The sequence below is a fragment of the Streptomyces sp. NBC_01214 genome, from assembly GCF_026340975.1.
GTDB lineage: Bacteria > Actinomycetota > Actinomycetes > Streptomycetales > Streptomycetaceae > Streptomyces.
In genome coordinates this window covers 2,177,934-2,200,808 of sequence record NZ_JAPEOS010000001.1, presented here as the reverse complement: position 1 = coordinate 2,200,808, position 22,875 = coordinate 2,177,934, and the positions used below count along the sequence as shown (strand labels likewise).

Below are 22,875 nucleotides of genomic sequence, written 5' to 3'. Positions count from 1 at the left end.
ACTACTCCGACGCGCCGTCGGCCTTCTCGCCCTTGTCGGCCTTGTCGCCCTTGGCGGCCTTCTCGGCCTTCTCGGCGTCGGCGATCTGACGCTTGGCCGCCGTCGCGTAGATGTCGACGTACTCCTGGCCGGAGAGCTTCATGATCTCGTACATGACCTCGTCGGTCACCGAGCGCAGGATGAAGCGGTCGTTGTCCATGCCGTGGTAGCGGCTGAAGTCCAGCGGCTTGCCGATCCGGATCCCCGGGCGCATCAGCTTGGGGACCACCTTGCCGGGCGGCTGGATCTTCTCCGTGTCGATCATCGCTACGGGGATCACGGGCGCACCGGTGGCCAGGGCGACGCGGGCCAGACCGCCGGGCTTGCCGCGGTAGAGGCGTCCGTCGGGTGAACGCGTGCCCTCGGGGTAAATACCGAACAGCTCTCCGCGCTCGATGACCTGGATGCCGCTCTGGATCGCGGCTTCGCCGGCCCCGCGGGCGCCGGAGCGGTCCACCGGGAGCTGGCCGACGCCCTTGAAGAAGGCGGCCGTCAGCTTGCCCTTGACCCCCGGGGAGGTGAAGTACTCCGCCTTGGCGATGAAGGTGACCTTCCGGTCCAGCACCGCCGGCAGGAAGAAGGAGTCGGAGAAGGACAGGTGGTTGCTCGCGAGGATCGCCGGCCCCTCCGCGGGAATGTTCTCGAGGCCCTCCACCCACGGCCTGAAAGCGAGCTTCAGTGAACCGCCGATGGAGAACTTCATTGCGCCGTAGATCAACTCGAAAGCCTTCCTGTGTCTGTCGAACAGACCATATCCCGTGCCTACACCGGCAGGGACCCGACGACCCTGGCCGGTGCCACCCCGGTCGCGTACGGTGAAGTCACACAGAGCAACGCACCCACCCGACGTACATCATGATCAAGGAGACCCTGGTGCCCGTCCTCCCTGGAGCCGAGCCGTTCCGCCACGAGGGCGGAGAGGTCGGCGTCCTCCTCTGCCACGGCTTCACCGGTTCCCCGCAGTCCCTGCGCCCCTGGGCCGAGTATCTCGCCGGGCGGGGGCTCACCGTGTCGCTTCCGCTGCTGCCCGGACACGGGACGCGCTGGCAGGACATGCAGCTCACGGGCTGGCAGGACTGGTACGCCGAGGTCGACCGCGCCCTGCGGGAACTGCTGGACCGGTGCGAGCAGGTGTTCGTCTTCGGGCTGTCGATGGGCGGGGCGCTGACCCTGCGGCTGGCGGCCAAGCACGGGGACGCCATCAGCGGCATCGTGCTCGTCAACCCGGCCAACAAGGTGCACGACCCGCTCGCCGTGACCCTGCCGGTGACCAAGCACCTCATCCGGTCGACGCCGGGCATCGCCAGCGACATCGCGAAGCCGGGCTCGGAGGAGGTCGGCTACGACCGGGTCCCGACCCGCGCCGCGCACTCGCTGAAGAAGTTCCTCCAGCTCGTGGACGCCGAGCTGCCGCAGGTGACGCAGCCGATGCTGCTGCTGCACAGCCCGCAGGACCACGTCGTACCGCCGGTCGACTCCGCCCGGGTGCTGGCCCGGGTCTCCTCGACGGACGTCACCGAGACCCTGCTGGAACAGAGTTACCACGTCGCGACGTTGGACCATGACGCGGAGCGGATCTTCGCGGACAGCTATGCGTTCATCGGCCGCCTGGCGGAGAGCGTGGGCAGGGAGGGGGCGGAGGCCGGTGGCTGAGCACGAGGAGCAGTCGGGCGGGGTTCCGCCGCTGGACGAGGAAGCGGCGTGGGCGGCGATCGTCGCCGGGTACGGGCAGGAGCCGCCGGACCCGCCGGGGGCCCGGCCGTTCAGACCGATCGAGAACCTCCTCCTGCCGGAGGAGGACGTCAAGCCGCTGGCGGCGGAGTCCGGACCGGACGCGAAGGCCGATCCGAAGCCGGAACCGAAGCCGGACGCGAAGCCAGAACCGAAGCCAGACGCGGAACCGGGGCCTCCGGCGGCGCTGGGCAGCTCCGTGCTCTTCGCCCCGGGCGTGGGCATGGCGGGTCCCCGGGACCATTCGCCGGCGGAGCCGCAGGACGATGACCTGACCGCGGCGGAGGAGGGCCACTTCGTCCCCCCGGAGCCGGAGCTCCCGCAGGCGGACACGACGTCGAAGTTCGCGTGGCTCGCGGTCGTCGGCGGCCCGGTACTGCTGCTGCTCGCGGTGCTCCTGCAGTGGGAGATGACCTGGTGGCTGACGACGCTGGGCATCGGCGGCTTCCTGGGCGGCTTCGCCACGCTGGTCGCACGCATGGCGACCGGCGACGAGGATGACGACGACGACCCGGGCCGCGGCGCGGTCGTCTGACCCTCCCCTTCCCGGGGCTCCGCCCCACACCCCGCGCCTCAAACGCCGGCGGGGCTATGTTTCAGCCCCGCCGGCGTTTGAGGCGCGGGGGTCCGGGGGCAGCGCCCCCGACTACGGCGCGGCCGCCAAACGGAGGGCCGCCAGCACCGGCAGGTGGTCCGTCGCCGTGCGCAGGTCGGTGGTCGAGATTCCCGGCAGCTCCTCCGGGACACCGCAGGCCAGCACCTCCACCCCCTTCGTGGCGAACACGGCGTCGATCCGGCGGTCCGGCGCCGACGCCGGGAAGGTCGGTCCGCCGCCCCACGGGGCCACCGCCCGGCAGTCCTGGAGCTCGGCGGCCAGCCGCCCGTACGCGGGACCGTCCGGGCCCTCGTTCAGGTCGCCCGCGGCGATCGCGTAGGGCACGTCCATGGCGGCCAGCCGGTCCAGCAGCAGCTCCGCGTGGGCCCGGCGCTCCGCGGCCTGGAGCGAGAGGTGCAGGGAGGCCAGACCCACCCGCACGCCCCCGACCCGGACCACCGCCGTGGCGAAGCCCCTGCGGTGCAGCCCGGGGGTGCGCGGCAGCAGGACGTCCTCCGTGTGCTCCACGAAGACCCGCAGCGAGCACAGCAGCAGCGGCCCGGCCGCCGTCGCGCCCCCGCCCAGCACCACCAGGTCGCACTTGGCGGCCAGCCGCGCCGCGTGTTTGCGCCATCGGAAGAACCGGGGGGCCTCCTGCACGAGGACGAGGTCGGGCTCGCACGCCCGGATGACCCGGGCCAGCGCCTCCTCGTCGTCGCGCAGGGAGCGGATGTTGTAGCTGAGCACCCGGATCACGGCAGAACCGTCGGGCTCCGTACGAGACTTCGGCAGCTGGTCCATGCCCCGCAAGATACGCAGCCGCCCGCCGCTCCCCCAAGGGGCGCGGCGGGCGGTACGCAGGGAAACGAGCGTGAACCGGCTCAGCCCTGGCGGGCCAGGTCGGCCGCGCCGACGAGCCCGGCCTTGCCGCCCAGTTGCGCGGCGAGGACCTGCGCGTGCGGACGCCAGGCGCCGCCGACCAGCCAGCGCTTGAAGGACTTGCGGATCGGGTCGAGGACGAGGTCGCCCTCGTCCGAGACCCCGCCGCCGACGATGAAGGCGGACGGGTCGAACAGCGAGGCCAGGTCGGCCAGTCCCGCGCCGGCCCAGCGGGCCAGTTCGCGGAAGGCGTCGATGGCCACCAGGTCGCCCTGCCGGGCGGCCTCGCTGATGTGCTTGCCCTCGATGCCCTCGGGGGTGCCGTCGCCCAGCGAGAGCAGGATCGCTGCGTGCTCGGGGGTGGCGTTGGCGCGCTGCTTCGCGTACCGGACGAGGGCGCGCCCGGAGGCGTACTGCTCCCAGCAGCCCTGGCTGCCGCAGCCGCACAGCAGGCCGTCCGGGACGACCCGGATGTGCCCGAACTCGGCGGCGACGCCGAAGCGGCCGCGCCGCAGCTTGTTGCCGATGATGATGCCGCCGCCCAGGCCGGTGCCGAGCGTGATGCAGATGACGTCGTCGTGGCCCTGGCCGGCGCCGAAGCGGTACTCGCCCCAGGCCGCGCAGTTCGCGTCGTTCTCGACGACGACGGGCAGGCCGATGCGCTGCTCGACCTTGTCCTTGAGCGGCTCGTGCCGCCAGTTGATGTTGGGCGCGAAGAGTACGGTCGCGCGCTTGTCGTCCACGTATCCGGCGGCGCCGATGCCGACGGCCTCGATGCTGTGGTTGCTGCTGACCTCGGAGACGGCGGCGCAGATCGCCTCCGTCACTCCGTCCGCGGTCGGCGGGGTGGGCACCTTGTACGTCTCAAGGATCGTGCCCTCTTCGTCGACCACGCCGGCCGCGATCTTCGTGCCGCCGATGTCGACGCCGATGGTGAGTCCCATTAGTCCCTCGGTTTCCGGTCAAACCCCGCCACCGCCAACGGTACCCGAGGCTTCCGGGGGATCAGTCGAGATCGATCCGCTCGGAGGGGCCGTCGTCGGGGCCGTCGTCCCGGGGGTCGCGGTCGTGGGACGCCTGCCGGGGGGCCGGGGGTTCGCCCTGCGTCCAGCGTCGCTCGTGGCCCTCGACGGCCGAGCGGTAAGCGGCGAGCAGTTCGGAACCGGCGGCCGCGAGGTGGTCGAAGACCTCCGGGTTGCGCTCGATGACGGGCTTGGCGGCGGTCTTGGCCTGGTCGACGATCTGGCGCACCGCACCCTGTGCGGCCACGCCGAACAGCGGGTTGTTCAGCCCGGACACCTTGTCGGCGACGGCTTCGAAGAGCTTGAACAGCTCCTCGGCGGCGGTGCCGGTGCCGCCGGGCGCGGCCTGCTCCTGCCGGCGCCGGCGTTCCTGTTCGGCGGCGAGGTCCTCGGCACAGGCGCCGGCCCAGGCGTCGTCGTCGGGACGGTCGGTGGCCTCGCTCATGGCGGACTCTCTCCTGCGGCTGCTGCTGGGCGTGCGGTACGGACTACCTTCGACGGTACCCGAACGGGGGTAAGCGGTTCATCGCGCACGGGGCCACAGTCCCGGGTCGGGGGTGAACCGGACGCGGAGCTCCCCCTCGACGAGGGCGGCGCCGGAGACGGTGCAGCGGCGCAGCGCCGCGGGCAGGGGAACGATCCTGCGGTGGGGGCCGGCGGTGAGCAGCAGCTCGTCGCCGCGGCGGACGAGGTCGAGGTCGCTCTTGTGCGCGCCGGGCAGCGGTACCACCCAGACGAGCACCCCGTCCTCGGCGAGACGGTCCTCGACGGCCCAGGCGCGGCGGGGTGCGGGCGCCTCGGGTACGAGGGCGCCGGCGGCAGCGAGCAGCTCCAGGTCCTGCGGGCCGCGCGGATCGCGGCCGAGGTGGGCGAGGGACACCACCGGGAGCTCGGCGGCCCACTCGGCGGCGTACTTCTGCTGCTGGGCGGCGAGCCCGGCGAGCCAGGGGTCGGTGGATTCCGTCGGCACGGTGCGGTTGGCGACGAGGGCGGAGACGGGCAGCTGCTGTAGGGCGAGTCCGAGCCGGCCGAGGCGCAGCGCGTCGGCGGCGGCCGGGCCGGGCTCGGCGACCAGCCGCAGCTCGGTGGTGTCGGCCTCGACGACGGCCTGGACGGTGGCCAGCTCCTCGTCCCAGCGGGCGGCGGTCTCGTAGAGCCACCGCGCGGGCATGGGGACGCCGGCCAGCTGGGCCAGTACGGGGCGCAGGGCGCGGGCTGCCTGCCGCTCGGCGGGCAGCAGCCGGGCGAGGTAGCGGCGCAGCTGGGCGGGGAGGGCCAGGGTGGCCACGGCCCGCTGGAGCGGCGGCATGTCGACGACGACGAGGTCGGTGTCGGGTGCGGCGGCGGCCCGCCGCAGGGCCCGGAGCAGGGCGAACTCCTCGGCGCCGGGCAGTTCGGTGATCTCCTCGGCGCCCAGCGGCCGGGCCCCGACCATGCCGAGCAGGGCGGATCCGCGCTGCTGGAGGGCGACGAGTTCGTCGCGGAACTCCTCGCCGGAGTCCACCCGGGCCACCCGCAGCCCGGGGGCGGCCGGGTCGCCGACCAGGCCGGTGAGCGGGTCTGCGACGTCGCCGGAGAGCAGCAGCACCCGCCGCCCGTGGCGGGCCGCGGCGAGGGCGGTGGCCGCCGCCACGGTGGTCCGCCCGGCCCCGCCGGGGCCGGTGATCAGCAAGGTGTGCATGGTGCGGGTGCTCCGGTGTGCGGAAAGCGGGAAGCGGGATCAGACGGTTTCGACGCGCTTCTTCAGGCCCGCGAGCGCGCGGTCGATGATGACCTTCTCGGCCTTGCGCTTGATCATGCCGAGCATGGGGATCTTGACGTCGACGGTCAGCTGGTAGGTGACCTCGGTGCGCTTGCCGCCGTCGACGGCGGTCAGCCGGTAGGAGCCGTCCAGCTGGCGCAGCATCTGGGACTTGTCCAGGGTCCAGCTGACCTCGTCGGTGCCCTTCCAGGTGTAGGCGAGGGTGTGGTCGTCCTTGATCGCGCCCGCGTCGAGCAGCAGGCGGACCTTCTCGGCGCGCCCTTCGGCGTCGGTGGACAGCACCTCGGCCTCCTTCACCTCGCCGGTCCACTCGGGGTAACGGGCGAAGTCGGCGATCACGGCCATCACGTCGGTGGGCGCAGCCTCGATCGTGATGCTTGAGCTGGTGTGTTCCGCCATCGCGGTCGCTCCTCCGGGCTGGGGGTGGTACCTCCCAGCGGCAGCTGGGCAAGTTCGAGGACGTGTGCGGCCTGTGGCCGCCGCGTGAAGGCTACCGCGCGTGTGGACGTCGCCACTCCAGCGCCTCCCGCACCCTGCGGGAGCCCGCCGCGAAGCGGCTCGATCCCTACCATTCGAGGACCCAGGGCCGGCCGGTGGCCGCGAAGTGGCCCACGTTCACGCACTCGGTGCTCCCGATGCGCATGCGGCGGGCGAGCGGCTGGTGGACGTGTCCGAAGAGGGCGTAGCGGGGGCGGGTGCGGCGGATCGCGGCGAGCAGGGCCTCGCTACCGCGTTCGAAGCGGCGGGCGACCGTGTCGTAGCAGAGCTCGGGGACTTCCGGCGGGATGTGCGAGCAGAGCACGTCCACCTCGCCGAGGGCCTCCACCTTGGCGGCGTACTCCTCCGGGTCCACCTCGTACGGGGTGCGCATCGGGGAGGGCAGTCCGCCGCCGACGAAGCCGAAGACGCGGCCGCCGATCTCCACCCGCTGGCCGTCGAGCACCGTGAGGCCGTGGCGGTCGGCGTACTCGGGCCACAGGCCCGGAATGTCGACGTTGCCGTAGGTGGCGTACGTGGGGGTGGGGAAGGCGGCGAACATCTGCGCGTACTGGCGTCGTACGGCGCCCTCGATGAGGGTGTCCCGGTCCAGGCCGGCCCACAGCTCCCGTCCGAAGGCGCGGGCCTCGTCGAAGCGGCGCGCGGTGCGCAGCTCGACGATCCGGTCGGCGTTCTCGACGCCGAACAGGTCGGGGAAGATCCCGCGCGAGTGGTCGGCGTAGTCGAGGAAGAGCACGAGGTCACCGAGGCAGATGAGGGCGTCGGCGCCGTCTCCCGCCCGGGTGAGGTCCTCGGTGTTGCCGTGCACGTCGCTCACGACGTGGACCCGGGTGCGGCGTGCCCCACGCCCCGCCCCACGGTCTGCCCCACGGCCTGATCCGCTCGTGCCGAACTGCCGTCCCCGCATGCTGCCAGCCATGCGGCCAACCCTAGAGCTGCCTGGTGGCGGCGGGTAGAGGGGGTGGGAGAGGCTGCCGGACCTGCGGTTACTTCCGAGTCGCAGGCGGGGTCGACTACTGTCGGCACGTTGGGGCGAGGCGGGGTAAGTACAGAATGTGACGCACGGAACATCTGGCCGGTTCCCCCTATCGGGAACCCACTACCGGTGGGTAACGTCCGGTCGGTCCACATGGTGGCGATGGCGCCCAGAGGAGCAGCAGTCTTGCGCGAGTTCAGCCTTCCGGCCCTGTACGAGGTCCCGTCGGACGGGAACCTGACGGATCTCATCCGCCGCAACGCCGCTCAGCATCCAGACACCGCCGTCATGAGCCGCAAGGTCGACGGCCGGTGGCAGGACGTGACCGCGACGGAGTTCCTCGCCGAGGTCCGGGCCGCGGCCAAGGGCCTCATCGCGGCCGGCATCCGGCCCGGCGACCGGGTCGCCCTCATCTCCCGCACCCGGTACGAGTGGGTGCTGTTCGACTTCGCGATCTGGAGCGCGGGCGGCGTCACCGTCCCCGTGTACGAGACCAGCTCCCCCGAACAGATCCAGTGGATCCTCGGTGACTCCGGCGCCGCCGCCGTCATCGTGGAGAGCCCGGAGCACAGCGCGGCCGTGGCCTCGCTGCGCGACCGGCTGCCGGAGCTGCGCGAGGTCTGGGAGATCGAGCAGGGCGCGCTGGAGGCGCTGAAGGCCGCCGGCGCGGAGATCTCCGACGCCGAGGTCGAGGAGCGCAGCAGCCTCGCCAATGCCGACGACCCGGCCACCATCGTCTACACCTCGGGCACCACCGGCCGCCCCAAGGGCTGCGTGCTGACCCACCGCAACTTCTTCGCGGAGTGCGGCAACGCGGTGGAGCGCCTGAGCCCGCTGTTCAAGACCGGCGAGTGCTCGGTGCTGCTGTTCCTGCCGGCGGCGCACGTCTTCGGGCGCCTGGTGGAGGTGGCGGCCGTACTGGCGCCGATCCGCCTGGGTTGCGTACCGGACATCAAGAACCTCACCGACGAGCTGCAGTCCTTCCGCCCCACGCTGATCCTCGGCGTCCCCCGGGTCTTCGAGAAGGTCTACAACTCGGCGCGCGCCAAGGCCCAGGCCGACGGCAAGGGCAAGATCTTCGATGCCGCGGCCGACACGGCCATCGCCTACAGCCGTGCGCTGGACACCCCGCGCGGCCCGTCGTTCGGGCTGAAGCTCAAGCACAAGGTCTTCTCGAAGCTGGTCTACAGCAAGCTGCACGCGGTCCTCGGCGGGCGCGGCGAGTACGCGATCTCCGGTGGCGCACCGCTGGGCGAGCGGCTCGGCCACTTCTTCCGCGGCATCGGCTTCACGGTCCTGGAGGGCTACGGCCTGACCGAGTCCTGTGCCGCGACCACCTTCAACCCGTGGGACAAGCAGAAGATCGGCACGGTCGGCCAGCCCATGCCCGGCTCCGTGGTGCGCATCGCGGACGACGGCGAGGTGCTGCTGCACGGCGAGCAGATCTTCACGGGGTACTGGAAGAACGAGACGGCGACCGCCGAGGCGCTGACCGACGGCTGGTTCCACACCGGCGACGTCGGCACCCTCGACGAGGACGGCTACCTCACGATCACCGGCCGCAAGAAGGAACTCATCGTCACGGCGGGCGGCAAGAACGTGGCACCCGCCGTCATCGAGGACCGGATCCGGGCGCACGCGCTGGTCGCGGAGTGCATGGTGGTGGGCGACGCGAGGCCGTTCGTGGCCGCGCTGGTCACGATCGACGAGGAGTTCCTCGGCCGGTGGGCCGCGGAGAACGGCAAGCCGGCCGGGGTCACGGCGGCGGAGCTGCGCGAGGACACGGACCTCATCGCCGCCGTCCAGAAGGCGATCGACGACGGCAACGCGGCGGTCTCCAAGGCGGAATCGGTGCGGAAATTCCGCATTCTTCCCTCCCAGTTCACGGAGGAGTCGGGGCACATCACGCCGTCGCTGAAGCTGAAGCGCAACGTGGTGGCCAAGGACTTCGCGGACGAGATCGAGGCGCTCTACCGCGGCTAGTCCGCGGCTCCCCTACCGGGGCCCGCGGCCGGAGGTCGCTGTCAGCGGGGGGTCCTCGGCGAGGATCCGGGCCATGTTCCGCTCCGCGAGGGCGGTGATGGTCACGAACGGGTTCACGCCGAGCGATCCGGGGATCAGGGAGCCGTCGACCACGTACAGCCCCTGGTAGCCCTTGGCCCGCCCGTACCCGTCGGTGGCGTTCCCGAGGACGCAGCCGCCGAGCGGGTGGTAGGTGAAGTTGTCGGCGAAGGCCTTGTTGTCGCCGAAGAGGTCGTACCGGTACATCGTGAAGTTCCGCCGGTTGATGCGGTCGAAGAGGTTCTTCGCCGCGTTGACCGAGGGCGTGTTCTGGTCCCGCCGCCAGTTGAGCCGGGCCGAGTCGGTGGCGGCGTCGTAGGTGAAGTGCCCGCGCTCCCGGTTCTTGGTGATGGCCAGGTACATCGAGATCCAGTGCTCGATGCCCATGGGGAGCGGGGCGATCTCGGCGAAGACCGGGTTCGAGGCGTTGTCCCAGTCGTCGATGCCCATCGCGGGCATGGTCGCCTGGTTGCAGCCGACCGTGTCCCACAGGTGGTTGGCGCGGGCGGTCATGACGTTGCCGTTGGGGCCCCAGCCGAGCCCGACCTCGTCGCTGAGCGCGGGCAGCGTCCCCCTCTCGCGGGCCCGTAGCAGGATCTCGGTGGTCCCCAGGCTCCCGGCCCCGAGGAAGAGCTGTGTGCAGCCGAGTTCGCGGACCTGGGTGACCCGTCCGGTGACATCGCTGGTCCGTACCGTCAGGACGTACCCCCCGGCCGGGTCGGGCCGTACGCCGACCACGCGCTGCATGGTCTCGATGGTGACGTTGCCGGTGCCGATGGCGGCGGCGAGGTAGGTCTTGTCGACGCTCTTCTTGCCGTGGTTGTTCCCGTAGATGACCTCGCCGGCGAGGGCCGAGCGGGGGGCGGTGCCGGCCGCCTCGCGCTTCATGTGCTCGAAGTCGTAGACGTTGGGGACGAAGACGGTCTTCAGGCCGGTGTTCTGGGCGTGCTTGCGGGAGATCCGGGCGAAGCGGTACCACTCGGTGGATTCGAACCAGGCCGGGTCGATGTCGTTCACCCCGAGCATGGCGCGGGCGCGGGGGTAGTAGGTGCCGTACATCTCGTCGGCGTCGACCTGGGGCAGCACCTCGGAGAAGTACGAGCGGCGGGGCGTCGGGGCCATGCCGCCGTTGACGAGCGATCCGCCGCCGACCCCCCGGCCGACGTAGACGGACATGTCGCCGTAGTTCACGCGGTCGAGGACGCCGGGGTAGGGGCTGATGTCGCGGTTGACCACGTCGAGCCAGAGGAACTGGGCGAGCGGGGCCTCGGTGCGGTTGCGGAACCACATGGAGCGCTGGTCGGGCGCGGAGGTGGAGGGGAAGACCTTGCCGTCGGCCCCGGGGGTGTCCCAGAGCCGGCCCATCTCCAGCACGACGGTACGTACGCCCGCCTGCCCGAGCCGCAGGGCGGCGACGGCGGAGCCGTAGCCGGAGCCGACGACGATGGCGGGGGCGTACTGGGCTGCGGCGGGCTCCACGGCCGCGGCGGAGGCCGCCCCGATCCGGGTGAAGCCGAGTGCGGCGGCGGTCGAGAGGGCGCCGAGTCCCAGTAGTTGACGGCGCGTCAGATTGGATGTCATGGCCGCATCATGGGCGGAATCCAGCCGTCCGGCCAGACGCCGTCTTGACAGGCATCTGAGAGACAGTCAGCCGTGGCGCTGCGCGGAGCCGGGCCACGCTGACCGGGCCGCAGAGACCTGGGGCTCCGCCCCAGACCCCGCGCCTCAAACGCCGGCGGGGCTGAAATATCCAGCCCCGCCGGCGTTTGAGGCGCGGGGGTCCGGGGGCTGGCCCCCGGCAGCGGCGCCGCACCCCTCAATCAGAGCAGCTCGCGCAGGCGGTCCGCCAACAGGTCCCAGCGCCATTTCTCCTCCACCCACGCACGACCGCGTTCGCCCATGCGGGCGCGCAGGTCCGGGTCCTGGAGCAGGGCCACGATCCGGTCCGCCGCGTCCTCGGGGGATCCGCCCCGCACGACCCAGCCCGTCTCGCCGTCCAGCACCGCATCCGGCGCCCCGCCGGAGTCGCCCGCGATCACCGGCAGGCCCGTGGCCGAGGCCTCCAGGTAGACGATGCCGAGCCCCTCCACGTCCAGCCCGCCCCGGCGGGTCCGGCACGGCATGGCGAAGACGTCACCCGCGCCGTAGTGGGCCGCGAGTTCCGACCACGGGACGGCTCCGGTGAAGACGACGGAGTCCAAGACCCCGGTGGAGACGGCCAGCTCCCGCAGGTCCGCCTCGTAGGGGCCGCCGCCCACGATCAGCAGTACCGCGTCCGGCACCGCCGCCAGGATCCGCGGCATCGCCTCGATCAGCGTGTCCTGCCCCTTGCGCGGCACCAGCCGGGAGACGCAGACGACCACCGGCCGGTCCGTCAGCCCGAGCCGGGCCCGGACCTCCGCACCGCCCGATCCGGGGTGGAAGGTCTTCTCGTCCACCCCCGGCGGGAGTTGCACCATCCGGGCCGCCGCCCGGTCCGTCACCGCCGAGGCGATCCGCGAGCGCGTGTACTCCCCCAGGTAGGTCAGCGTGTCGGTGCCCTCGCCGATCCGGCGCAGCAACTGCCGCGCGGCCGGCAGCTGGGCCCAACCCGCCTCGTGCCCGTGGGTGGTCGCCACGATCCGCCGGGCGCCCGCCCGCCGCAGCGCCGGGCCCATCAGCCCGAGCGGGGCCGCCGCCCCGAACCACACGGACTCGCAGCCGTGTTCGCGCAGCAGGCCCACCGCCCGCCGCGTCACGCGCGGGGTCGGCAGCAGCATCGTCGTACGGTCGCGGACCACCTGGAACGGCTGCTCCGCGTCGAAGGCCGCGGTGGCCTCGCGGCCCTCCGCGCTGTGCTTCCAGGTGGAGGCGTAGACGACGATCCGGTCGGGATCCAGCCGTAGTGCCATGTTGTGCAGGAAGGCCTGGATGCCGCCCGGTCGCGGCGGGAAGTCGTTGGTCACGATCAGCGTCTTGTGCATCGCTGCCAACGTACCGGACGCCCTCAGCGGAACTCCGCCCGCAGGGTCTCCTGCCAGTCCTTCGTCAATCCGTCCGGGTCCGCTCCGAGGGCGCCCCGCACCGCCACCGGCCACGGCTCGCGCCCCGCCCTCCCGTACAGGTCCACGAGCGCCGCCTCGCCCCATCTCTGCGCGATCAGCCGGCAGGCCAGCCAGGCGCCCTCGTACGCCCGGGCCAGCGCCTCCGGGTCGCCGCCGAAGGCGAAGGCCTCCGCCCGGGGCAGCTCGCCGGGCACCTCGCCCCGCCGTACGGCCCGGGCCAGCGCCGGGGCGGCCTGCTCCGGGGTGGCCTGCTCCGGGGTGGCCGGGGTGCCGCGGTAGGCGGCCCAGTCCGCGAAGCCCTCGGAGAGCCACAGCGGGGTGGTGGCGGTGGTCGCCGCCCGGGTGGCCACGTGGGTCACCTCATGGGTCAGGATGACCCCGCGGCCCGCCGGGCTGAGCTCGGCCCACCCCTGCGGGTTCACGACGACCCTGTCGGCGGGGGCGGGGGCCGCGCCCACCCGGCCCGTCGTGACGGCCCCCATGCCCCGGTACTCGGCCGCCGGGCGGCCCAGCAGCTCCGCCATCCGCTCCAGGGATCCGGGGACCAGCACCACGGCCCGGCCCGCCCAGGGCTCCGGCCAGGCGGCGCCCGCCGCGGGCACCGCCCGGTCGGCCTCGGCCGCGATCGCGGACAGCGTCCCCGGTTCCTGCCCGACGCCCAGCACCAGCGAGTGCGCCCCGCGGACCACCGCCACCGGGCCCTGGTCCCACAGCTGCGGCAACGCGCCCGGCGCGGCCCGGTCCCCGGTGACGTGCCACCGCCCGCCGTCCCGGGTCAGGCGCACCTCGCGCGCCGAGCCGGCCGCGGCCGCGTCGTAGCCGGTCAGCCGGTAGTGCAGCTCCGCCCGGACGGTGGCCCCGGCGCCGTCCCGCCGGACCGCGGAGACCTCGTACGCCCAGCCCTCCAGCGGGATCCCGGCGAGCCGCTCGGGCGGCGTCCGCGACCAGGCGGCGACGGCCTCCCGGATGTCCCGCTCGGCGCCGTCCCGCGGGGCGGGCGCGCCGCACCCGGCGAGCAGCGCGCTCAGCAGGAGCGGCAGCACGCGTACGAGGGACCGGCGGACGGGGGGCATCCGACGATCGTACGCACGGGTGCGCTGGGGGGTGTCTTGCCGATCAGGCGGGGCCCGACCGACACGACGCCCCCTAGGGCCGGGTCACCGAGGAGACGGGCATCATCCCGACGGGGTCGTAGCGCACCCGGGCCCCGGGGTACGGGGCGTGCACCACCTGGCCGTTGCCGACGTACATGCCGACGTGGCTGGCGTCCGAGCGGTACGTCACCAGGTCGCCCGGGCGGGCCTGCGACAGCGGCACCTGCCGGCCGGCGTGCCGCTGGGCCTGCGAGGTGCGCGGCAGCGAGACCCCGGCCTGCCGGTACGACCAGACCATCAGCCCGGAGCAGTCGAAGCCGCTGGGGCCGGTGGAGCCCCACACGTACGGCCGTCCGACCGCGGCCCTGGCCGCCCTCACGGCGGCCAGGGCACGTCCCGAGGAGGGGCCGAGGGAGCCCGGCTCGGGCAGCCCCTCGGGGCGGCCCCCCGAGCGCGAGGAGCGTTCGTAGTCGGCCCGCTCCCCGGAGGGCATGGCGTTGAGCAGGCGCCGGGCGGCCGCGAGCTTCGCGGTGACGGAGCTCTTGTGCCGGGCCACGTCGGAGCGCAGGGCGTCGAGTTCGGCGAGTTTGCGGGAGGCCTCCTGGCGCTCCTGACCGAGTTCGCGCTGCTCCTCGCGGAGTTCGTCGAGCTGGCGGGCCTGGCGGCCGGTCAGCCGGTCGAGGGCGGCGGCCCGCTCCAGGTACGCGTCGGGGTCCTGCGCCAGCATCAGCCCGACGGCGGGGTCGATGCCGCCGCCGCGGTACTGGGCCCCGGCGAAGGTGCCGAGGACGCCCCGCAGGGTGTTGATGCGCTCCTGGCCGCGGGCCACCGCGTCCTGGGCCCGGTTGACCTCGACGCGGAGCCGGTCGGCCTTCTCACCCGCTTCGTTGAAGCGCTCGGTGGCCTGCTCGGCCTCCTCGAAGAGGCGGTCGACCTGGGCGCTGATGCCGGTTCTCGCCCCGCCGCCGGGTTCGTACGGGAAGCCGGGGGCCGCGTTCGCGGGTACGCCCGTCATGGCGACCGCGGCGGTGGCCGCGGCGGCGGCGGTGAGGACGGTGATCTTCGTGCTCCGGTCGAGGCTGCCGAGCCCGGCCCGGCGATGGGACGCCACGTGGAACCGCTCCCTTCCGCTGTGCGGGGCCCGGGTCCGCCCCCCGTGGGCGGCCGTGTACCGGGTTCCGCGCTGGCAGACAGTAGCGGCGCGACCACGCACCGGCCAACGACCGTGGGCGGGCACACATGCCGACGCCCCGCAGGAGACGCAGGTCACCGGCGGGGCGTGTGGTCAGAGGGAGGCCGTGGAATTCGCCCGGATGGGCGGCGTACGACGCGTCCCGGACCGCGGGGCGGAGCGGATCAGCCGACCCGGACGCCGAACTGGAACGGCATGTTGTCCATGGACTCGTACTTGATGCCGCTGCGCGGGTTCGAGGCGTGCAGCGTCATGTTGTTGCCGGCGTAGAGGCCGACGTGGTGCAGGTCTCCGTAGAAGAAGACCAGGTCACCGGGCTGGAGCTGGCTGCGGCTGATGCGGGTGCCGTCGTTCACCTGGGTGAAGGTGGTGCGGCTGATGTTGACGCCGGCCTGCTTGTAGGCCCACTGCGTCAGCCCGGAGCAGTCGTAGACCGTGGGGCCGGTGCCGCCGGACTGGTAGGTGAAGCCCAGCTTCGTCTTGGCGGCTTCGAGGGCGGCTCCGGCGCGGCCGGAGGCCTTGACGTTGCCGAGGTCGACGCGCTGGCTGTCGGCGCGGCTGGCGCGCGTCTCCTCGTCCTTGAGCGCCGCGCGCTCCTGCGTGGTCAGGGTGTTGAGCAGGGCCTGGGCCGCGGCGAGCTTCTCGGTCGAGACCTTCTTCTTCTCGCCGAGCTCCTTGCGGGTGGCGTCGAGGTCGGCGAGCTTGCCGGCGGCCTCCTGGCGCTGCTGCGCGAGGGTGCGCTGCTTGTCCTGGATCCGCTGGACGCCCTCGACCTGCTTGGCGCTCAGGTGCTCCAGGGAGGAGGCCTTGTCGAGGTAGCTGTCGGGGTCCTCGGAGAGCAGGAGCGCGAGGGAGGGATCGATGCCGCCGCTGCGGTACTGGGCGCTGGCCATCGAACCGAGCGTGCTGCGCAGCTCGTTGAGCTCGCCCTGGCCGCGCGCGACCTGGTCCTGCAGCTGGCCGATCTCCTTCTCCAGCTTGTCCTGGCGTTCCTTGGCCCCGTTGAACTTCTCGGTGGCCTGCTCCGCCTCTTCGTAGAGCGCGTCGACCTGGCTCTTGACCTCGTCCTTGCTCGGCTTCGCCGGCGCGGCGGAGGCGCTCTGCGCGGTGAGGGCGACGGCTGCGGCCGCGACCGAGGTGAGCACGGTCACACGAGCGCGGTTCGGCTGCTTGGGTCGACGGTGGGACGCCACGAAGGCGAGCTCCTTCTTCCTGGGAGCCGCCGAAGAACGCAACTCGGCAGCACCTTCGCCGCCACCCCGAATGAGTGATCTACCGCACGAAGGTTTGAGCAGACCCTAGTGACCCATCTGTGATCAGTTCAAATCCTGTCGGGAAAAAACTCGCCCCTCGACCAGGTTCTTTACCTACAGCGCACGCTCCGTGCAGGTCACTTGACGGTCCGTCCCCCGCGAGTCCCATCAATTCGGGCATTGCGGCGAGGAGTTACGAAACGCGCGAAAGCCGCTTCAGCAACAAAGCGGACGTCACGGGCCGTGCACCCGCCTTGGCCACCCCGTCGGCGACCTCACGGTCCGTGGAGACCACGACGACCGGCCGGCCGGGCGGCTCCGCACGCACCAACTGGCGGATCAGCTCGTCCGCCGTCACCCCGGCCTTGGAGAACAGCACCCGCACCCCGCGCGGCGGCGCGAGCAGCACCGGGGCCGCCAGTTCCGCCCCGTCGAAGACGCAGGTCATCTCCGCACCCGTCTGCGCGGCCAGCATCGACAACCCGCCCAGCAACCGCAGCCGCTGCTTCTCCAGCGGCATCGTCGGGTACCCCGTCTTGGTCACGTTGTAGCCGTCGACCACCAGATGGGCCTGGGGCAGCGCCAACAACTGGTCCAGCAAGGCCGGATCGGTCTCCGAGAGGGCCCGCGCCGCGATGTCCTTCGGCGTCATCCGGCCCGGCTCCACCGCCTCCACCGTGTCGGCCGGCCGCGTCGAGACCGGCGGCAGGGCCAGCTCCCGGCGCAGCCCCTGGGCCGCGTCCAGCACGGTGTCCAGCAGCAGCCGCAGCCGCATGTCCTCGATGCTGCGCCCCTCGCGGGTGGCCCGGCGCGAGGTCTCCAACGCCGCCTCCACCTCCGCGAGACGGGCCTTGAGCCGCCGGGTCTCGCTCTCGGCGGCGGCCACCCGGGCAGCCGCGTCGCCGCGGATCCCGTCGATCTCCGCATTCACCTTGCGCAGGGCGGCGTCACCCCGCTTGACGTCGCTGAGGGCGCTGCGCAGCTTGCGCTGAAGCGATTCCGCTTCCTTGCGGGCCGCGTCCAGTTCGACCCGGACCTGCTCCCCGCCCGTGCGCTGCTGCTCCCGTGCGTGGGCCAGCTCGTCGCGCAACCGCTCCAGCTCGCGCCGGGTCTCCTCGCCGACCCGCTCGGCGTCGGCGCGCTGCGCCTCCTCGCCCGCGGCGGCCACCAGCTTGACCCAGCCGGCCGGCCGCAGGACGAAGGCGGCGGCCGCCACGTCCAGCGGATCCGCGGCGGCCGGGGGTGCGCCGGCCTCCAGCGCGGCGGCCAGGTCCGCCTGCGCCTCGCGCAGCTTCTCGGCGACCCTGCTCCGGAACACGGCGTCGGTCTCGACCGCCGCGGCCATGGCGTTGCCCGCGAACTTGGCGCGCCGGGTCGGGGTGAACCGGGCGTACTGGCGCAGCTGCGCCGGGAGGTCCGCGACCGTCAGCGCGCCGAAGGCGTCCGAGACGAGCGCGACGACCCGGCGCCGCACGCCTTCCGGCAGCGGGTGGTCGAGCGCCTCGGCGGCGTCGCCGGCCGCGTCGGCCGGCTCAGCGCCGCTTGCTGGCTCCACAATCCGTCACCCCTACCGTGATCTTCCTGTGGGTGCGTCTCCGTCAGGAGTCCGCGCCCGGCCTGTCCACGAGCTCGATCTGGTCCACCGCGTTGCACCAGCGACAGCGGACCGACTCGATGGTCTCATTGACCACCTCGCGCTCCTCGACCTTGGGCTCCCCGGCGAGGTCCAGGTGGACGTACTCCACGACCTTCGACGAACGGGTCACGTCGAAGCGCGTGAGGTTGCCGCACAGGGTGCAGCGCCACCGGGTGGTGTCGGTCGGCAGGGGAACCGTCATCAGGCCGCTCTCTCCTTCGTAGCTGATTCAATTAAAGCCGCCCGCGCCGCCGTATGCGTCGTCCTGCGGACCGCAGCTCGTAACCCTACGGCCTGCCACCGCTTCAGGTGGGGTCCCTTGCGTCATGCTCTGTCACATGATCGTAAGGTGGCGGGCCGTTCGCGAGGCCGCCCGGGGACCGGTGGTCGCCCATGCACTGATCGCGGGCTGCGCCGTGGTGTTCATCCTCGGCCCGGCCTCGGGGCTCAACCCGTCCTACGGCACGGGGGAAGAGCTGCTGTCCGCCGGGACGGCCTACTTCCGGCGCTGGGGCGTGGTCCCGGACGAGCTCTTCACCAGCAGCCCGCGCGCCTGGCTGACCCCGCTGACCGCACTGTTCGTCCACGGCAGCTGGCTGCACCTGCTCGGAAACATGCTCTTCCTTTACGTTTTCGGCGCGATGGCGGAGGAACGGATGGGCCGCCCGGCGTTCCTCCTCTTCTACCTCTGTGCGGGGTACCTGGCGATGGCGGCGTACGCGGCGGCCAACGCGGGCTCCCCGCAGACTCTGGTCGGGGCCTCCGGTGCCATCTCGGCCGTACTGGGCGCCTTCCTCTTCCTGCTCCCGCGCGCAAGGGTGACGAGCCTGTTCCCGTTCCTCTTCTTCCTGCCGCTGCGGTTCCCGGCGTGGATGGTGCTGCTCTTCTGGTTCGCCCTCCAATGGCTGGCGGCCCAGCGGGCCGGCAGCGGGCCGGGGGTCGCCTATCTGGCCCATCTGGTGGGCTTCTCGCTCGGCTTCCTCTACGCGTGGGCCCGCTATCGGGGTACGACTAGAGTGAGGCGACCAGCGACGGCCACCGAGGGAGACAGCCAGCCGTGATCACCGCGATCGTGCTCATCAAGACCAGCGTGGACCGGATCCCCGAGATCGCCGAGTCCATCGCCGCCCTCGAGAACGTCAGCGAGGTCTACTCCGTCACGGGGACCTACGACCTGATCGCGCTGGTCCGCGTGGCCCGCCACGAGAACCTGGCGGACATCATCCCCGGCCGCATCAGCAAGATCCCGGGCGTCGAGGCGACGGACACCCACGTGGCCTTCCGCACGTACTCCCAGCACGACCTGGAAGCGGCGTTCGCGATCGGCCTCGACGCGTAACGCCTCCGGCGCGGTCTGCAGTACGGCCCGGGCACGCCCTGCCCTTCGCCTGCGCGGCCGGATCCCCACCGGGCTCCGCCCGGACCCGCGCCTCAAACGCCGGCGAGGCTGAAAATGCGGGGCACCGCCCCACCCTTTGAAGCCCCGCCGGCGATTGAGGCGACGCCACACCGCCGAGCCCCCGCAGGGGACCCGGCAGGGGGAACGTCAGAGCCGCGGCAGCAGTTCGTCCGGTCGCGGGTGGCGGCGTTCCGCCAGCCAGAAGACGTAGCCGCGGAGGTAGTCCGCGAGGCCGTCGTCGATGTACGCCACGTACGCCCTGGCACCGCCGACCGCCTCGCGCTCGGCCGCCCGGGCCGAGGCCGACCAGCTCCGGTCCAGGCCCACGGCCCACTCGCGGACGCGCCCGCGGTCCCGCCACCACTCCCGTACCAGCTCCGGCGTCCACCGCTCGTCCCCGTCGCACTGGTAGCCCGCCGTCAGTTCCTGCCAGGCCGCGGCCAGGACCCGGTACGTCTCCTCGGGCGTGCGGGGCTGGCGGTAGACGAACTCCCGGCCGTCCTCGTCGTCGTACAGGACGTGGTCCGGCGCGACCTCCCGGCCCGTCCAGCAGGTGTCGGTCACCGACCCGTAGAACGGCCCCGGCACGTTGCGCCAGTTGCGCTCCTCCCACGTGTGGGGCCAGGCGCTCCACGAGTGGTGGTCGTACGCGGGCACCCACTCGGCCAGACCCGGCAGCGGTTCGCCCTCCGCGCACGCCCGGACGGTCGGTATCGGATCCCAGTAGCTCATGATCCGTACGGTGTCACACCGCCGGCACGCAGCGGCCCTCCTCCGTGCGGTACTGCCACTTGGCTCCGGAGGTGACCAGTTCCTTCACCGCGCCGACGAAGCGGTCGACGTGCTCGTCGGGGGTGCCGGCGCCGAAGCTGACGCGGATGGCGTTGAGGGAGCGCTCGCCCGGGGCGGCCTCCGGAGCTCCGCATTCGCCCTGGGCCTGCGGCTCGCTGCCCAGGAGGGTGCGGACCAGCGGGTGGGCGCAGAACAGGCCGTCGCGGACGCCGATCCCGTACTCGGCAGACAGCGCGGCGGCGAAGTGGGAGCTGTTCCAGCCGTCCACCACGAAGGAGATGACGCCGACCCGTGGGGCGTCGTCCCCGAAGAGGGAGAGGATCCGGACCTGCGGGACCTGCGCCAGCCCGGCCCGGACCTTCGCGATGAGGTGCTGCTCGCGGGCGACCAGGTTCTCGAAGCCGGCCTCGGTCAGGGCCTTGCAGGCCGAGGCGATGGAGTAGACGCCGATGACGTTCGGGGAGCCGGCCTCGTGGCGGGCCGCGGTGGTGTGCCACTCGACGTCCACGCCGCCGTCCTCGCGCCGGGCCACCTTGCGGGAGGCGCCGCCGCCCGCGAGGTACGGGTCGGCCTGCTGGAGCCAGTCGGCGCGCCCGGCGAGCACGCCGGAGCCGAAGGGCGCGTAGAGCTTGTGTCCGGAGAAGGCGACCCAGTCGACGTCCAGCTCCTGTACGGAGACGGGGTGGTGCGGGGCCAGTTGGGCGGCGTCCAGCACGATGCGCGCGCCGTGGGCGTGCGCGGCGGCGGCGAGTTCCTTGACCGGCCACAGCTCGCCGGTGACGTTGGAGGCGCCGGTGACGCAGACCAGCGCCGGCCCGTAGGGCTCGCGGTCGGCCAGCGCGCGCTCCAGGGTGGCGACGGCCTCGGCCTGGGTGCGCGGCGCGTTGAGGTAGGTGACCCGGGCGTTCGTCCACGGCAGCAGCGAGGCGTGGTGCTCGGTCTCGAAGACGAACACCTGGCAGTCGGCGGGGAGTACGGCGGCGAGCAGGTTCAGCGAGTCGGTGGTGGACCGGGTGAAGACGACCTGGTCGGTGGGGCGGCAGTCGAGGAACTCGGCGACGGTGACCCGGCTCTGCTCGAAGAGGTCGGTGGAGAGCTGCGAGAGGTATCCGGCGCCGCGGTGCACGCTGCCGTAGTACGGGGCGTACGCGGCCACGTCGTCCCAGACCCGCTGCAGGGCGGGGGCGCTGGCCGCGTAGTCGAGGGCCGCGTAGCTGACCTCCCCGCCGGTGACGAGCGGGACGGTGACGTCCCGGCCGAGGACCGCGAGCGGCTCGGCACAGGCGGGGTCGGCGGTGGCTGCGGTGGTGGTGGCGACGGCGGCGTTCAGGGATGCGGACATGGCGGTATCTCCCGGCAGGCAGGGCTGAATGGCTTCGGTGTGCCCGTACGCGGGTACGGCGCTGCGGCCGTCCGGGGTACGGGAGGGTCCTCGGAGCGCACGGCGCGGGGGTACACGGAAGTGACCCTGATCCGAGGGTGAAGTAGGGGCGGAGTCGCCCTATCGCATTCGCTTGCTCACGGAAAAAGCTCCTCGAGAAGACCAGGACCCCTGGTGTCGAGGGATCCGCGCTTGCCGTAGGCCTTGCTGCCTACGACCTGGTCATCACCCGGGGCACCCCGCCACGGAAGGAGGGTTGCCGGACAGCAAGCCGGGGCCTAAACGCTGTCACTCGTGACCTGTTCAGCATCCTGCCACATGATCGCGCGTACGCAAGACCCCGGTCCGCATGGTGGACCGGGGTCGTCGTTTTCGCGCCGTTCTCGTCCCGCTACGCGTTGCTGGCGGTCACCCAGCGCTCCAGGGCGGCCCGGGCCGCACCCGAGTCGATGGACTGCGCCGCACGGGCGATGCCGGCCGCGATCTGCTCCTCCAGGGTGCCCGGGCCGGGGTCGAGGGCCACCAGGGCCGCCGCCGAGTTCAGCAGGACGGCGTCGCGGACCGGGCCGGTCTCGCCGGCCAGCAGGCGGCGGGCCACGTCCGCGTTGTACGAGGGGTCCCCGCCGGCCAGGGCGGAGACGTCGACCAGGGAGATGCCCACGTCACGGGGGTCGAAGGCCTGCTCGGTGACCTTGCCGTCGCGGACCCACCAGATGCGCGAGGTCGACGTCGTGGTCAGTTCGTCCAGGCCGTCGTCGCCCCGGAAGACCAGTGCGGAGGAGCCCCGCGCGGCGAGCACGCCGGCGATGATCGGGGCCATCCGGGGATCGGCCACGCCGGTCGCCTGGGCGCGCACCCGGGCCGGGTTGGTCAGCGGGCCCAGCGCGTTGAAGAAGGTCCGGATGCCCAGCTCCTTGCGGGCCGCGGCCACATGGCGCAGTGCCGGGTGGAACTTCACGGCGAAGCAGAAGGTGATGCCGGCCCCCTCGGCGACCTCCACGACCCGCTCCCGGCTCAGCTGGAGGTTCACCCCGAGCTTCTCCAGGACGTCCGAGGACCCGCTCGCGGAGGACGCGGCCCGGTTGCCGTGCTTGACGACCTTGGCGCCGGTACCGGCCACCACGATCGCCGACATCGTGGAGATGTTCACCGTTTTGGCCCCGTCGCCGCCGGTGCCGACGATGTCCACCGTGCGGCCGGGCACCTCGATCAGGTTGGCGTGCGCGTACATCGCCCGTACGAGGCCGTTGATCTCCTCGACCGTCTCCCCCTTGGCCCGCAGCGCGACCGTGAAGCCGGCGATCTGGGCGTCGGTGGCCTCCCCCCGCATGATCCGGTCCATGGCCCAGGCGGTGTCCTCTTCGCGCAGGTCCTGGCCGGTCAGCAGAGCGTCGAGAACGCCCGGCCAGCCACGGGCCGCCACGCTGTCGCCGCCTGCCGGGGTCGCAACGTTCATGGTCCGCTCCTGCTGTCGGTGGGCCGCCCCCATGTTCCGGCGCCCACGTCTGATCGGTCAGGGTT

The 22,875-nt window shown here is 72.6% G+C and carries 22 protein-coding genes and 1 riboswitch; of the genes, 5 read left to right on the top strand and 17 right to left on the bottom strand.

The annotated features are described in order from the left end of the window. Nucleotide 1 precedes the first annotated feature (1 nt). Complete coding sequence (locus OG594_RS10580; RefSeq protein WP_266602772.1) at nucleotides 2-742, bottom strand: 1-acyl-sn-glycerol-3-phosphate acyltransferase; 741 nt, start codon at nucleotides 740-742, stop codon at nucleotides 2-4. A 170-nt stretch (nucleotides 743-912) separates the two neighbouring features. Between OG594_RS10580 and OG594_RS10575 the strand changes: the two genes are divergently transcribed. Both OG594_RS10575 and OG594_RS10570 read left to right on the top strand, forming a co-directional pair. After that, a complete protein-coding gene (locus OG594_RS10575) occupies nucleotides 913-1,692 on the top strand; it encodes a carboxylesterase (RefSeq protein WP_030010357.1) in 780 nt (259 codons plus the stop codon). Next, nucleotides 1,685-2,305 (top strand): hypothetical protein, encoded by a 621-nt coding sequence (locus OG594_RS10570; RefSeq protein WP_266597524.1) that lies wholly within the window; start codon nucleotides 1,685-1,687, stop codon nucleotides 2,303-2,305. The genes OG594_RS10575 and OG594_RS10570 overlap by 8 nt, the downstream gene beginning before the upstream one ends. 111 nt (nucleotides 2,306-2,416) lie before the next feature. Here the strand turns inward: OG594_RS10570 and OG594_RS10565 are convergent, their stop codons facing one another. The 6 genes from OG594_RS10565 to OG594_RS10540 all read right to left on the bottom strand — a co-directional run bounded on the left by OG594_RS10565 (nucleotide 2,417) and on the right by OG594_RS10540 (nucleotide 7,343). Then, nucleotides 2,417-3,166, bottom strand: a complete 750-nt coding sequence (locus OG594_RS10565; RefSeq protein ID WP_266597522.1) for an endonuclease/exonuclease/phosphatase family protein — start codon at nucleotides 3,164-3,166, stop codon at nucleotides 2,417-2,419. An 80-nt stretch (nucleotides 3,167-3,246) separates the two neighbouring features. Next, nucleotides 3,247-4,188 (bottom strand): ROK family glucokinase, encoded by a 942-nt coding sequence (locus OG594_RS10560; protein WP_266597520.1) that lies wholly within the window; start codon nucleotides 4,186-4,188, stop codon nucleotides 3,247-3,249. Nucleotides 4,189-4,249: 61 nt separating this feature from the next. Then, nucleotides 4,250-4,711: a DUF5304 domain-containing protein gene (locus OG594_RS10555; RefSeq protein WP_266597518.1), complete on the bottom strand. Its 462-nt coding sequence runs from the start codon at nucleotides 4,709-4,711 to the stop codon at nucleotides 4,250-4,252. A 78-nt stretch (nucleotides 4,712-4,789) separates the two neighbouring features. Then, a complete protein-coding gene (locus tag OG594_RS10550) occupies nucleotides 4,790-5,947 on the bottom strand; it encodes an ArsA family ATPase (protein WP_266597516.1) in 1,158 nt (385 codons plus the stop codon). Nucleotides 5,948-5,986: 39 nt separating this feature from the next. Further along, nucleotides 5,987-6,427 (bottom strand): SRPBCC family protein, encoded by a 441-nt coding sequence (locus tag OG594_RS10545; protein ID WP_266597514.1) that lies wholly within the window; start codon nucleotides 6,425-6,427, stop codon nucleotides 5,987-5,989. A gap of 166 nt (nucleotides 6,428-6,593) precedes the next feature. Then, entirely contained in the window at nucleotides 6,594-7,343 is a 750-nt protein-coding gene (locus tag OG594_RS10540) for a metallophosphoesterase (RefSeq protein ID WP_266597512.1), read from the bottom strand. Between the two features lie 345 nt (nucleotides 7,344-7,688). Between OG594_RS10540 and OG594_RS10535 the strand changes: the two genes are divergently transcribed. Then, a complete protein-coding gene (locus OG594_RS10535; protein ID WP_266597510.1) occupies nucleotides 7,689-9,485 on the top strand; it encodes a long-chain fatty acid--CoA ligase in 1,797 nt (598 codons plus the stop codon). A 12-nt stretch (nucleotides 9,486-9,497) separates the two neighbouring features. Here OG594_RS10535 and OG594_RS10530 read toward each other — a convergent pair whose 3' ends face one another. The 7 genes from OG594_RS10530 to OG594_RS10500 all read right to left on the bottom strand — a co-directional run bounded on the left by OG594_RS10530 (nucleotide 9,498) and on the right by OG594_RS10500 (nucleotide 17,984). Further along, nucleotides 9,498-11,144 (bottom strand): GMC oxidoreductase, encoded by a 1,647-nt coding sequence (locus OG594_RS10530; RefSeq protein WP_266597508.1) that lies wholly within the window; start codon nucleotides 11,142-11,144, stop codon nucleotides 9,498-9,500. A 239-nt stretch (nucleotides 11,145-11,383) separates the two neighbouring features. Then, complete coding sequence (locus tag OG594_RS10525) at nucleotides 11,384-12,526, bottom strand: glycosyltransferase family 4 protein (RefSeq protein WP_266597506.1); 1,143 nt, start codon at nucleotides 12,524-12,526, stop codon at nucleotides 11,384-11,386. Between the two features lie 23 nt (nucleotides 12,527-12,549). Next, on the bottom strand, nucleotides 12,550-13,680 hold the full coding sequence (locus OG594_RS10520; RefSeq protein ID WP_266597504.1) for a hypothetical protein: 1,131 nt from the start codon (nucleotides 13,678-13,680) through the stop codon (nucleotides 12,550-12,552). Nucleotides 13,681-13,753: 73 nt separating this feature from the next. Next, the gene (locus OG594_RS10515; RefSeq protein ID WP_266597502.1) at nucleotides 13,754-14,812 is read right to left on the bottom strand and encodes an NlpC/P60 family protein; all 1,059 of its coding nucleotides are present in this window, start codon (nucleotides 14,810-14,812) and stop codon (nucleotides 13,754-13,756) included. Nucleotides 14,813-15,057: 245 nt separating this feature from the next. Then, a complete protein-coding gene (locus OG594_RS10510; RefSeq protein ID WP_266597500.1) occupies nucleotides 15,058-16,086 on the bottom strand; it encodes a C40 family peptidase in 1,029 nt (342 codons plus the stop codon). 253 nt (nucleotides 16,087-16,339) lie between these two features. After that, nucleotides 16,340-17,704: an NYN domain-containing protein gene (locus OG594_RS10505; RefSeq protein ID WP_266602770.1), complete on the bottom strand. Its 1,365-nt coding sequence runs from the start codon at nucleotides 17,702-17,704 to the stop codon at nucleotides 16,340-16,342. Nucleotides 17,705-17,744: 40 nt separating this feature from the next. Further along, nucleotides 17,745-17,984, bottom strand: a complete 240-nt coding sequence (locus OG594_RS10500; RefSeq protein WP_008738811.1) for a hypothetical protein — start codon at nucleotides 17,982-17,984, stop codon at nucleotides 17,745-17,747. 124 nt (nucleotides 17,985-18,108) lie between these two features. On the opposite strand from OG594_RS10500, the gene OG594_RS10495 reads away from it, so the two are divergent. Then, nucleotides 18,109-18,843 (top strand): rhomboid family intramembrane serine protease, encoded by a 735-nt coding sequence (locus tag OG594_RS10495; protein ID WP_266597498.1) that lies wholly within the window; start codon nucleotides 18,109-18,111, stop codon nucleotides 18,841-18,843. Then, nucleotides 18,840-19,121, top strand: a complete 282-nt coding sequence (locus tag OG594_RS10490; RefSeq protein WP_030013053.1) for an Lrp/AsnC family transcriptional regulator — start codon at nucleotides 18,840-18,842, stop codon at nucleotides 19,119-19,121. The genes OG594_RS10495 and OG594_RS10490 overlap by 4 nt, the downstream gene beginning before the upstream one ends. Before the next feature lie 207 nt (nucleotides 19,122-19,328). Here OG594_RS10490 and OG594_RS10485 read toward each other — a convergent pair whose 3' ends face one another. The 3 genes from OG594_RS10485 to trpD form a co-directional block, all read right to left on the bottom strand. After that, nucleotides 19,329-19,913: a ferredoxin gene (locus OG594_RS10485; protein WP_266597496.1), complete on the bottom strand. Its 585-nt coding sequence runs from the start codon at nucleotides 19,911-19,913 to the stop codon at nucleotides 19,329-19,331. A 13-nt stretch (nucleotides 19,914-19,926) separates the two neighbouring features. Continuing rightward, nucleotides 19,927-21,315 carry an aminotransferase class V-fold PLP-dependent enzyme gene (locus OG594_RS10480; protein WP_266597494.1) on the bottom strand — a complete coding sequence of 463 codons (1,389 nt, stop codon included), beginning with the start codon at nucleotides 21,313-21,315 and terminating at the stop codon, nucleotides 19,927-19,929. A gap of 222 nt (nucleotides 21,316-21,537) precedes the next feature. Further along, nucleotides 21,538-21,654, bottom strand: a riboswitch (SAM riboswitch). Between the two features lie 91 nt (nucleotides 21,655-21,745). Further along, nucleotides 21,746-22,810 (bottom strand): anthranilate phosphoribosyltransferase, encoded by a 1,065-nt coding sequence (gene trpD / locus OG594_RS10475; protein WP_266597492.1) that lies wholly within the window; start codon nucleotides 22,808-22,810, stop codon nucleotides 21,746-21,748. Between the last annotated feature and the right edge of the window lie 65 nt (nucleotides 22,811-22,875).